Genomic DNA, 11,403 nt, shown 5'->3' with positions numbered 1-11,403 from the left:
GTAAACAGAAACATGCGGACCCTTTCGGCTGGGCAAGATCCAGCCGGAAGGGTCTCTTTTCAGCAATCCTGATTTCTGGAATCTGCTCCGCAGCACCATGAAATCACTTTCACAGTTCATTGGGAGATTGTATTAATCATTTTTTAAGAATTGTTTAATAAGCTCACTGATCTCTTTAGCATGTGTTTCGAGAGCAAAATGCCCTGTATCAAGTAAATGGACTTCCGCAGATGGAATATCACGCTTATAAGCTTCAGCTCCAGCAGGGAGGAAGGCAGGATCATTTTTACCCCATACGGCTAAAAGTTTAGGTTGATACTTACGGAAGTAGGCCTGAAAATCAGGATAACGATCCACATTTGTTCTATAATCAAGAATCAAGTCCAGTTGGATTTCCTCAGCCTCGGGGCGCAACATGTAAAAAATATCCAGGGAATAACCGTCTGGTGAAACAAGGCTAGCATCAGCTCCATGTAGATACTGGAAGTTGCGAATGCTCTCGGGGGTCAAGGAATCGCGACATGCTTCACGATTATCAGGTGTCGGAGAGTGCCAATAAGTCTCCCAGGATCCCCATGCATCACTAAATCCCTCAGTATAAGCGTTGCCATTCTGACTAATAATTGCTTGAACTCTTTCCGGGTGAGCCACTGCCAAACGATAACCAACAGGTGCACCGTAATCAAACACATAAAGTACATACTGTTTGAGAACTAATGCTTCAGTAAAACCATCAATAACTTGGAACAGGCTATCGAATGTGAATTTAAATTGACTGCGCGGTGGGGTTGTAGTATGACCGAATCCAGGGAGATCAGGGGCAATGACACGGTATTGTTCTGCCAGTTTGGGAATTAGGTCGCGAAACATATGACTTGAAGATGGAAAACCGTGTAATAATAAAATAACTTGACCGTCCTTAGGACCAGCTTCACGATAAAAAACTTCAATATCTCCAACCTTTTGCTGATGGTAACTAATCTTCATTCTTACATCTCCTTAGTGTAATTGGCTTTGAACTAAGGTTATCGTATAATAAAACCATGTATTTGACTAACGAATAAATTGAATGTCTACTATTTCAATTTGGAATATTGAAGGGTGATCGATATGATAGATTTATTAGAAGGTCGTTTTTTTCTGGCCTTTATTGCTTTGCTTGAAGAAAAAAGTTTCAGTCGAGCTGCGGTTCGTTTAGGTTATGTTCAGTCCACAGTAACAACTCATATTCAACAGTTGGAAAAAATTAGCGGACAAAAATTGTTTCATCGATATCCACGAGGGATAGAACTTACAGAAGCGGGAAAGGTATTTTCAAAATATGCTTATCAGTATGTTCACTTAAGTCAATCCCTTAAAGAAAGTATGAACGAACTGGATCAGCCATGCGGAACAATACGTATTAGAACACAGGAATCTTTCTTTCTTACACGGATGCTTCCCTTTGTTCAGGAATACACAAGAAATTATCCAAACGTAAATTTGCGTATTGAACAAGGATCGTATCAAGATATCCTAAATGGTGTACTAGATTATGAGTTAGATTTTGGGATTGTTCCTCAAGATCCGAATCGCCAAGATATTCTTTTTTATCCAATTATGGAGGAGACGATTGTTTTTGCTGCATCTGAGGATATAGCTCGGAAAGTGAGAAATGCGGGATTTCAGATTCTAAATGACCAACTTTTTATCAGTAACGGCACATCTTGTTTGTATCATACGTCTGCTGTAGGTGTTTTAAAAAATGCTGGTATTATGGTTAAAGATGCGTTAGAGCTACCAAGTCTTGAGATGATAAAACAATATGTAAGCTGTGGAAAAGGTTTTGCCTTACTCCCTGAAATAGCTATCAACAACGAACTAAAGACGGGTACACTAAAGATCCTTCCGTTTAATTCCAAAATGAGTTTTTCGCATGGTCTAATTGTTCATAAAAATCGTGAGCTTAGTTTTACTGCAAAAAGTTTTCAATCTGAACTCCAGTGTTTTTTATGGGTATAGGGGTTAGTGAACACTCTGTCTAAAATTCGGTAGCTTTTTAAGCTATTATGAATATAAAGTGAGTAACTATTATGTTCAATTGTTAAACTAAAATCCGATGCGGATAAGGGCGTGGGGAAAAAAGAGAGCAATGGAGTTTACATCGGCAAGTACGGATACCTGAATCTGGAAGACAAGGCGAATGCCATTCAATCATTTGATAAAGCTACGGCTGGACTACGCAAATTTCCTGGCTTTAAATAATACTGTAGTGCCCAACTATACTAAGTATGTATCCGGGTTGAAAAACATTAAACCCAATAAAAATAATTCAGAGTTGAAAGAAATATACAACTACCATCAGGCAGGGGCAAAATTCCCGTTCATTTTAATGCGGGACAGCATGAAGACGACCAAAATAAATTTCACCAAATATAATGCAGGTGAAAAGAAGGGAGCAGAAGGTATTGAGCTATTGAATAAGATGGAGGCGCTTCTTGATAAGTTTACCCAAAAATACTTCGAATGAATTGAATATAAAAGAGCCCTTAAAGTAATTTGAGGGTTCTTTTTTAACTTCACGAGGACGCAGGGTATGTTCATCGGTTATGCGTCTCACGCAAACGGAAGGGAGAAGGAATTGGCCGTGAACTCATTCGCTACGCGGAGAGTTATGTTCGGGCCATTGGAAACAGCCGGCTTCGTCTCGACTGTATGGCCGACAACCCAAGACTGAATTCATACTACGTAAATCTAGGATACGTGTTGCAGGGTTGCTTTGACGCGGGCTCTGGAGCGCGCACTTGTATGAGAGGGTGATCATCGCAAAAGCATAAACCATTTCCATTCGAAAAAACGATTTAAGCCAATCCGTACATTAGCATACTTAATTAATAAATTCGCAAAAGCAGGAAGGTACAGGAATGAAGTGGAATAAATATACAACTTTATCTTATTTGGAGGTTGTAAAATGACGTTCCCGACACATATTGTATCTGCAGGCGGATTTGTAGAAGATGGAAATGGAAATATCCTTTTAGTAAAAGCCCATGATGATGGTTGGGTGTATCCTGGTGGGATAACCGAAGTTGGAGAAAATTTGGTTGATGGCGTTATTCGTGAAATCAAAGAGGAAAGTGGAATAGACGCCACCGTTAGCCATTTAATTAGTGTAGTTTCGAATACAGCAATCCATAAGTGGTATGACGGTGTGACTGATGTCCCAACGAAGGTCATGTTCGATTTCGTGTGTAAAGCTGTGGGAGGAGAATTAACTACTTCTAATGAAACGAGCGATTGCAGATGGGTTCCAAAGGAACATGTTCTGGATTTGATTACTTTACCTGGGATCCGCATGCGCTATGAAGCGTATTTAAATTTTAACGGCACTGTGAACTATATGGAGTATGTCACTGCGTCAACGACAGATTTTAATGTCAAGCTTCAAAGGAGTGTTTAGTTGTACGAGGGATCGCGTGTTGAACTAACAGAAACGTTAGCTCAATAAACAAGATACTTAATAAATTCGAATGTCCTTATCAGCATGAAAGTGCTAAAGGGGAAATTAAATCGATGATATCGTACACACTACAAAAAGTTGCGATGCAAATCATGAACAGCAACAGTGTCGGTGGACAAGAACATGGTCCTATTGCCGATTTGATGATTATCTAAATGTATTTTTTTACAGGTATATGGACATGATTTTCAAGCCGCTTTCAGAATATTTATCTGTTAGCGGTTTTTTTGGTGAACTTTAACGGGAAACGTTAGTTCAACGACAACAGCGGCAGTCTAAGACTTTATTTATTAAGTCTTAGACTGCCGCTGCTTTTATTATTGGATTAGTCTCGTGTTAAATCAATAACTTCATTTACTGCAAGAAAAAAGGGGGGTTACTCAAAAAAGCAGGAATAGCGTACAATGAACAATCAGAGATGCAAAAGGCTGTTAGTCTTCATAGAGACATATGTACAAAATACGGATTTTGTGAATAAGTTCTCATTTGAAAGTGAACTGCGACTCAATTGTATATTACACCAGCTTATAAGATTGATTATGATCATACCATATTATGTAATATCCCTGACCAAGTTCAGCCTGGATTCTTATCTTTAGCAATTTTTAAGATATGCTGTCTCTTCCATAATCAATCCTTAAATCTTAAACTTTAATATTGAAAACATAATGAGTTATACTAAGCCTAATAACCAAATTGAACATCGGAGGATCAACGAATATGAGAAAACTTGTGCTGTTCCTGCACGCTTCGCTTGACGGTTTTGTAGAAGGCCCGAATGGTGAGATGGATATTGGATGGATTGCCTACGATGGTGACTTGGAGAAACACGCGAGAGAAATTCTGAGCACTGCGGACACTGTAGTTTGGGGTCGGGGAACTTATCAGATGATGCATAGTTATTGGCCTTCCGTCCCAGCAGATCCCTCCGCTTCACAGCACGAACGGGATCATGCGGAATGGATTGAGAAGACAGCCAAAGTGGTATTTTCCACAACGCTGGAGAACGTCGAATGGAATAATTCCAGACTGGTCAAAGAGGACGTCGAGGACGAGATCAAACGTCTCAAACAGCAGCCAGGTCAGGATATCGTTATCCTAGGCAGTCCCCGGTTCGCTCATACCCTTATGCAGCTTGATTTAATCGATGAATATAAAATTACGGTCTCCCCCGTCGTGATCGGCAGCGGCTTGCCGTTATTCCAAGGTGTCCAGGAGAAGATTAATCTGAAGCTTATCGAGAACAAAACATTTGATTCTGGAGCCATAGGCCTGGTATACCAGATCGTTAAATAACCTCGTCACTTATTCAGGCCAATGCACTATCCAGCTTCACCAATCTCTCCACGAACACCTCATTCGCTCTGCTGGGAACATGACCGGTCAGCCGCACAATCGAGAAGTCTCTTTCAAGGCTCAGGCCTTGCACAGGAATTTCTATGAGCTTACCGGTCTCGATCTCCCTGCGGACCACCCACTTCGAGAGCATAGAAATCCCCAATCCGGCAGCTACGGCCTCCTTCACGCCCTGACTGCTGTTGATCTCATAGGAGCGCTTCATTCTTAGACTAGCCTGTTCCAAAAAAAGGTTGCTGAACGAACGTGTCCCCGAACCGCTCTCACGCAGCACCCATATCTGATCCTGGAGTACGCCCACCTCCACCGCGCCCGTTCGTGAGAGCGGGTGATTCTCAGCAGCGACGATAATCAGTTCGTCTTTCATAAAATGAACAACCTGCAGATCTGCTGCCTCGATACTTCCTTCGATCAGTCCCAGCTCAATCTTATTCTCCCGTAAGGCCGCAACAATCTCCGTGGAATTGGCAATCGTCATCCCCATGTCCACTTCAGGATATTGCTTGGCGAAGGATGAGAACAGCCGGGGCAACACATATTCGCCAATTGTAAAGCTTGCCCCGATATGTAAGCTTCCGCTGACAGTATCATGCAACCTGGCCAGATCCAGCTTCACGGACTCATAGAGATTCAGCATTTCCTTCGCCCGTCTATAGAACAGTTCCCCCGCTTCCGTCAGCTTCACCCATTTGGGCGAACGGTTCATCAGCTTTACGCCGAGTTCCTCCTCCAGATTACGGATCTGCAGACTGACTCCAGGCTGTGACAGATGCAGAAGCTCTGCCGCCCTGGAGAAGTTCCGCTGCTCCACAGCCGTTACATAGACCACCAAGGATTCAAGCATGATCGACCGCACTCCCCTTTAAGATAACAAAATATTATGATATACATTTAAAATCCGTATTTTCCTAATCAATCATAACTTAATATAGTGTTTAAAGGAACTTAATTCAACCTATTGGACGTGACTTCGATGAATCTACACTTAGCTGTACACATGGAGGAAAAGAAAAAACTTGGCTTTACGCTCGGTATCGCCTTGCCACTGATGCTGGCCCTGTTCGCCAAATACGTATCTGCCTTCCCCTTCTTATGCATTATGGGTCAATTAGTCATAGCCATCCTGCTCGGAATGATCTGGAGAGCAACGCTTGGCGTTCCAAGTTATGTAACACACGGAATCTCTTTTACCTCAAAAAAGCTTTTGCGGTATGGCATCATATTGCTGGGCATGAGACTTAGCCTGAAGGATATCCTTCAGGCTGGTCCCGAGGTGGTGCTAATCGCCTTGGTTTGTATCGGGTTTACGATCTGTACGGTACTTGGTCTGGCGAGACTGTTCAAGGTAGAATCCAGACTGGGGCTACTGACGGCCTGCGGCACGGCGATCTGCGGAGCGGCAGCGGTAGTAGCCATCGCCCCGCAGCTCAAAGCAAGTGACGAGGAGACGGCGATCAGCGCGGCAACCGTTGCGATCTTGGGCACCCTTTTCACACTGGCGTATACCCTTCTCTACCCTTTCCTTACCCTGACTCCACTGGGCTACGGCATCTTCTCAGGCGCAACGCTCCACGAAATTGCTCATGTCATTGCAGCAACCGGGCCAGCCGGCAAGCAGGCGGTTGATCTGGCAGTCATCGTCAAATTAACGCGTGTCACCATGCTGGTACCGATCGCTGTAATCATCGGAATCTGGGTCAACCGCAAGGAGCGGCGGGCGAACCCGGTGACTGGACCCTCCAAATGGAGGTCTGTACCGGTTCCGTGGTTCATCTTGGGGTTCCTGCTAATGAGTACCGTCAATACTCTGCAGATCATCCCTGAAGCAATCACGGATAAGCTTGTAATTGCCGCGTACTTCCTCATTGCAATGGCTATGGCGGGCCTGGGTCTGAACGTAGATTTGGCTGCTTTTAGACGCATGGGCTTCAAGGCCTTCGGAGCCAGCTTGATCGGATCGCTCCTTCTGTCCGGATTAGGCTTCCTGCTGGTGAAGGTTTTGAACTTGGGTTGACGTACTCAATCCCATTCAAACGCTCCTGTATACAGCTGATAGTAAATGCCTTTGCGTAAGATCAACTCCCCGTGATCCCCGCGCTCCATGATCTGGCCCTTGTCCATCACCATGATGGCATCGGAATTCCTTACGGTGGACAGGCGGTGGGCGATGACGAACACGGTTCTGTGATCCATTAGATTATCCATCCCCTTCTGTACCAGGGCTTCCGTCCGGGTATCGATGGATGAGGTTGCTTCATCGAGAATCATCACCGGCGGATTGGCAATAGCTGACCTGGCAATCGCCAGCAGCTGGCTTTGGCCCTGTGACAGCCCATTCCCGTTCCCGTCCAGCTGAGTCTGGTATCCGTCCGGCAAGCGTTCGATGAAGCTCGAGGCATAAGACAGCTTGGCGGCCTGCATAACCTCCTCGTCAGTGGCTTCCAGCCGTCCATAGCGGATATTATCGGCCACCGTGCCGGCGAACAGATGGGTGTCTTGCAGAACGATACCAAGGGAGCGGCGCAGGTCCGCTTTGCGGATACGCTGTATATTGATGCCGTCATAGATGATCTCACCTTGCGTTATATCGTAGAAACGGTTGAGCAGGTTGGCCACGGTCGTTTTTCCGGCACCTGTAGCGCCTACAAAAGCAAGCTTCTGCCCAGGCTTCGCATATAAGCTAATCTCCTGCAGCACCTGCTTCTTCCCGTCATATGTGAAGCACACATCCTTGAACTCCACCTTCCCGGCAAGCCTTACGGTAGAGCCGTCCTCCAGCCTCCATGCCCATCCTGAGCCCTGCTTATCTTGCTCCAGGGTCACACGTCCCTCGTCCTCTTCCGGTTGTTCATCCATCAGGTTGAAGATCCGCTGTGCGCCCGCTAGCGCCACCACAAACATATTGATCTGGGAGGAGATTTCAGCAATCGGCATCGTAAAGTTCCGGGACAGACTCAGGAACGCCGCAATACTTCCCAGCGTCAAGCCTTCATTCCAGCCGGATATCGACATGGCCCCACCCGCTATTGCCACCAGCACATAGATTAAGGTAGCCAGATTGGCATTCACCGGCATCAGAATGTTGGAGTACTTGTTGGCTGTTGTGGAATTCTCGAATAGTTCATGATTCAGCTGTGCGAACTGCTCGATGGATCGCTCTTCACGGCCGAATACCTGCACTACCTTTTGCCCGTGAATCATTTCTTCGATATATCCGTCCAGTGCGCCGATAGATTCCTGCTGCTGGAAAAAGTGGTGTGTCGCTTTTCCCCCTACCTTCTTGGTAATCCATAGCATCACCAATGCGCCTAATACCACTACAATCGTCAGCGGGACATCCAGATACAGCATCGTGCCCAGCACCACTATGACCGTCACAACTGTAGATAGCAATTGCGGCAATCCGTCTGTGAGCATCATATTCAGTGTATCTACGTCATTTGTGTAGTGACTCATAATGTCACCGTGCTCCTTGCGGTCGAAGTACTTAATCGGCAGCTTCTGCATATGAGCAAACAGATGGTCACGGATTCTTTTCATAATGAGCTGTGAGACTGTAATCATCAGCCGCTTGGAGATAAATGTGCTGAGGACACCGGCGGCATAAATGACAGCTAGAATGGCTAGTGCCTGGAACAAGGCGTCGAATACCGGATGCTGATCGCCCAGCAGCGGTGTGATGAAGTCATCGATGAGCAGTCTCAGGAACGTAGCGGAAGCTACAGATACCGCAGAACTTACCAGCACCAGCAGGAGGGCCAGTGAGGTTCTGAACTTGAAGAGCTTGAAGTAGGCCAGGAGCCGCTTAATCGTTCTGCCATAATTAATGTTGTTCATGCTGCGCTTCCTCTCCCTTCGTCTGTGTGTTGTAAGCTTCCTGATAGATCGTACTCCGGCTCAAAAGCTCCTGATGCGTTCCGATATCCGCCTGCTCCCCGTCATCCAGCACAATAATCTGATCTGCATCTTCCACAGACGCGATCCGCTGGGCAATAATGATCTTGGTCGTATCCGGAATACTCTCCTTGAACACGGTCCGGATTAATGCATCTGTACGTGTATCCACTGCACTGGTCGAATCATCCAGAATCAGGATTTTGGGCTTCTTCAGTAAAGCTCTGGCAATACATAACCGCTGCTTCTGCCCGCCGGATACATTCGTCCCCCCTTGATCCAGCCGGGTATCATATCCGTCAGGGAAGGACGTGATGAACTCATGGGCTTGTGCGGCCTTGCAGGCGTCGATCAGCTCTTCGTCGGTAGCTGCTTCATTCCCCCAGCGCAGATTGTCCTTGATGGAGCCGCCGAACAGTACATTTTTCTGCAGCACCATAGCGACCTGACTCCGCAGCACATGCAGATCATAGTCCTTCACATTCGTTCCGCTAACGAGCACCTCGCCTTCGTTAACATCATAGAGACGCGGAATGAGCTGCACCAATGTGGACTTGGCACTGCCCGACCCGCCGATAATACCAATCGTCTGTCCTGAGCGAATATGAAGGTTAATGCCGGATAGGGCATCTTTCTTGGCTTTGCTGGAGTATCGGAAGGACACATCGCGGAACTCCACCTCTCCCGTATGCAGTTCAGTGACTGGAGCGCCCGGACTTGTGATGTCCGGCTGTTCATCCAGCAGGTCATGGATACGTCCGGCAGAAGCGCGGGCAATCGCCACCATCACGACAACGATCCCCAGTGTCATCAGACTCATCAGAATTTGCATCGAGTAGGCGAACACGCTGGTCAGTTCTCCGGTTGTCATATTGCCGCTCACCACCAGCTTGGCTCCTACCCAGGAGATGATCAGCATCACACCATACAGAATCACCTGCATAAGCGGAAGCTCATAGGCCAGGATGCGTTCCGCTTTAGCCATCTGTGCAAAGATCCTCAGCGACACTTGCTGGAACTTGGATATCTCATGCTCCTCCCGCACATAGGATTTGACCACCCGGATTCCTCGGACATTCTCCTGAACAACCTTGTTCAGAGCGTCGTAGCTGTCGAAGGCACGTTCAAAGACCGGGAAGGCAAACTTCAAAATGAGCATCATCCCTGCCGCAAGCACAGGAACAACGATTACAAACCACCCCGCGATGGTAGGACTGATTCTGTAGGTCATAATCGTAGCAAAAATAATCATCACCGGGCTGCGGAACGCAATCCGAATAATCATAAGAAATGCATTCTGCACATGCGTGATATCCGTGGTCAGCCGGGTGACAATTCCTGAGGTCGAGAATTTATCCATATTGGAAAAAGACAGCCGCTGCACATGACGGAACAGGTCTTCCCGCAGATTTCGTCCGAAGCCAGACATCGCGGTGGCCGAGTATTTACCGGCAAGTGCGCCGAATACCAGGGAGACCAGAGCGAACAGGATCAGGATCAGTCCATACTTCACGATCTGGTTCATCTGTCCCCCGGTAATACCCTGATCAATCAATTCAGCCATGAGCAAGGGAATCAGCACCTCCATGGCAACCTCTCCAAGCAAAAATATAGGAGTCAACCATGTATCCTTCTTATACTCCCGCACACTTTGCAGTAACTTCCTGATCATAAGCATTCTCCTTCTTTGTTGTGAACAAGTTGATTAACGGTAAGAACAGAGGTTATTATAAACTGTATAGTAACTATACAGTCAACCCGTTATTTCGAAGGAGATTAAGATGGCTAAGCTTAAGAATGATTTGATGTCCATTAGCGCCTTTTCCAGGCTGTCCCGTGTTCCGCGCAAAACGCTCATTTTCTATCATCAGACCGGCCTATTCAAGCCTGCCTTCGTAGCTGACAACGGCTACCGGTATTACATCCGCAGCCAGTTGGATACGATTGGCGTAATTAATATTGTCAAGGAGCTGGGCATGTCTCTGGAGGACATCCGGGCGTATCTGGAGCACCGTTCTCCTCTTAGCACTCTTGCGCTTCTGCAGAAGCAGGAGGAGGTAGTTCAGCAGCAGATCGCGAAGCTCAACCTGGCCAGGGAGATGATGCTCCAGCGCGCGGAGAATATCGAGCATTCTCTGAATGTGGATACCAGCCGGATGGTTGTCGTCCACCAAGAACGGAAGCCGCTCTTACGCAGCTGCCGTGTTCACGAATCCAGGCGGGAATTAAACGAGGAGCTGTGGGATGATTTCCAGGAACGTCTGCATAAGGAGAATGCACCTGCCGGATATCCGGGCGGGGCCATCATATGTAAGGAGGACCTGCTGAGGCGGGACGGGGATATGATCTCCTATATGTTCAGCTTCATCACTACACAGCATCACGAACAAGAATATATGCCGGAAGGCTACTATCTTGTGTCTTACACCCGGGCTGATTATGAGGATACCGAGAAGATTTATCCGCAGATTTTTGATTACATTGACAAGAATCATTATGTTATTAAAGGAGATGCTTACGAGGAATTCCTTCTGGATGAGATCGTTATGAAGCGTCCTGAGGACTATCTGGTGCGGGTGATGGTGCATATCGAGGAGCCAGCCAAGTCATAACCCCCAACTAAAAACGGCGACCCGCCCCGGTAGATCCAGGGC

At 46.7% G+C, this 11,403-nt stretch carries 10 protein-coding genes and 1 pseudogene; 7 read left to right on the top strand and 4 right to left on the bottom strand.

The features are described from left to right. Positions 1–132: 132 nt before the first annotated feature. Entirely contained in the window at positions 133–987 is an 855-nt protein-coding gene (locus tag MKX42_RS16825; RefSeq protein ID WP_340753489.1) for an alpha/beta fold hydrolase, read from the bottom strand. A gap of 123 nt (positions 988–1,110) precedes the next feature. Here MKX42_RS16825 and MKX42_RS16820 point away from each other — a divergent pair, with 123 nt between their 5' ends. The 5 genes and pseudogenes from MKX42_RS16820 (at position 1,111) to MKX42_RS16805 (ending at position 4,795) form a co-directional block, all read left to right on the top strand. After that, entirely contained in the window at positions 1,111–2,001 is an 891-nt protein-coding gene (locus tag MKX42_RS16820; RefSeq protein ID WP_340753488.1) for a LysR family transcriptional regulator, read from the top strand. A 181-nt stretch (positions 2,002–2,182) separates the two neighbouring features. Next, positions 2,183–2,509 (top strand): hypothetical protein, encoded by a 327-nt coding sequence (locus MKX42_RS16815; protein WP_340753487.1) that lies wholly within the window; start codon positions 2,183–2,185, stop codon positions 2,507–2,509. Between the two features lie 65 nt (positions 2,510–2,574). Further along, positions 2,575–2,799 (top strand): annotated as a pseudogene (locus MKX42_RS33445) (GNAT family N-acetyltransferase); the annotation flags it as partial. Between the two features lie 151 nt (positions 2,800–2,950). Beyond that, a complete protein-coding gene (locus MKX42_RS16810) occupies positions 2,951–3,439 on the top strand; it encodes an NUDIX hydrolase (RefSeq protein ID WP_340753486.1) in 489 nt (162 codons plus the stop codon). 780 nt (positions 3,440–4,219) lie between these two features. Continuing rightward, entirely contained in the window at positions 4,220–4,795 is a 576-nt protein-coding gene (locus tag MKX42_RS16805) for a dihydrofolate reductase family protein (RefSeq protein ID WP_340753485.1), read from the top strand. Between the two features lie 13 nt (positions 4,796–4,808). Here MKX42_RS16805 and MKX42_RS16800 read toward each other — a convergent pair whose 3' ends face one another. Next, a complete protein-coding gene (locus tag MKX42_RS16800) occupies positions 4,809–5,699 on the bottom strand; it encodes a LysR family transcriptional regulator (protein WP_445669326.1) in 891 nt (296 codons plus the stop codon). Between the two features lie 129 nt (positions 5,700–5,828). Between MKX42_RS16800 and MKX42_RS16795 the strand changes: the two genes are divergently transcribed. Beyond that, a complete protein-coding gene (locus MKX42_RS16795; protein WP_340753484.1) occupies positions 5,829–6,869 on the top strand; it encodes a YeiH family protein in 1,041 nt (346 codons plus the stop codon). Between the two features lie 5 nt (positions 6,870–6,874). On the opposite strand, the gene MKX42_RS16790 is transcribed toward MKX42_RS16795, so the two are convergent. Together MKX42_RS16790 and MKX42_RS16785 are read right to left on the bottom strand one after the other, a co-directional pair. Then, positions 6,875–8,692 (bottom strand): ABC transporter ATP-binding protein, encoded by a 1,818-nt coding sequence (locus tag MKX42_RS16790; protein WP_340753483.1) that lies wholly within the window; start codon positions 8,690–8,692, stop codon positions 6,875–6,877. After that, entirely contained in the window at positions 8,679–10,421 is a 1,743-nt protein-coding gene (locus tag MKX42_RS16785; protein ID WP_340753482.1) for an ABC transporter ATP-binding protein, read from the bottom strand. Before MKX42_RS16785 ends, MKX42_RS16790 begins: the two co-directional genes overlap by 14 nt. 109 nt (positions 10,422–10,530) lie before the next feature. On the opposite strand from MKX42_RS16785, the gene MKX42_RS16780 reads away from it, so the two are divergent. Further along, the gene (locus tag MKX42_RS16780; RefSeq protein WP_340753481.1) at positions 10,531–11,361 is read left to right on the top strand and encodes a MerR family transcriptional regulator; all 831 of its coding nucleotides are present in this window, start codon (positions 10,531–10,533) and stop codon (positions 11,359–11,361) included. Positions 11,362–11,403 lie beyond the last annotated feature (42 nt).

Origin of the sequence: Paenibacillus sp. FSL R7-0204, assembly GCF_038002225.1 — a bacterium.
Classification (GTDB): domain Bacteria; phylum Bacillota; class Bacilli; order Paenibacillales; family Paenibacillaceae; genus Paenibacillus_AQ.
This window is presented reverse-complemented; position numbering and strand designations above follow the sequence as displayed.

Excerpts from the sequence above, each read along its gene's own strand:
- MKX42_RS16800 (WP_445669326.1), bottom strand. The coding sequence starts at position 5,699 with ATGCTTGAATCCTTGGTGGTCTATGTAACGGCTGTGGAGCAGCGGAAC.
- MKX42_RS16810 (WP_340753486.1), top strand. The coding sequence starts at position 2,951 with ATGACGTTCCCGACACATATTGTATCTGCAGGCGGATTTGTAGAAGAT.
- MKX42_RS16805 (WP_340753485.1), top strand. The coding sequence starts at position 4,220 with ATGAGAAAACTTGTGCTGTTCCTGCACGCTTCGCTTGACGGTTTTGTA.
- MKX42_RS16790 (WP_340753483.1), bottom strand. The coding sequence starts at position 8,692 with ATGAACAACATTAATTATGGCAGAACGATTAAGCGGCTCCTGGCCTAC.
- MKX42_RS16825 (WP_340753489.1), bottom strand. The coding sequence starts at position 987 with ATGAAGATTAGTTACCATCAGCAAAAGGTTGGAGATATTGAAGTTTTT.
- MKX42_RS16780 (WP_340753481.1), top strand. The coding sequence starts at position 10,531 with ATGGCTAAGCTTAAGAATGATTTGATGTCCATTAGCGCCTTTTCCAGG.
- MKX42_RS16820 (WP_340753488.1), top strand. The coding sequence starts at position 1,111 with ATGATAGATTTATTAGAAGGTCGTTTTTTTCTGGCCTTTATTGCTTTG.
- MKX42_RS16785 (WP_340753482.1), bottom strand. The coding sequence starts at position 10,421 with ATGATCAGGAAGTTACTGCAAAGTGTGCGGGAGTATAAGAAGGATACA.
- MKX42_RS16815 (WP_340753487.1), top strand. The coding sequence starts at position 2,183 with ATGCCATTCAATCATTTGATAAAGCTACGGCTGGACTACGCAAATTTC.
- MKX42_RS16795 (WP_340753484.1), top strand. The coding sequence starts at position 5,829 with ATGAATCTACACTTAGCTGTACACATGGAGGAAAAGAAAAAACTTGGC.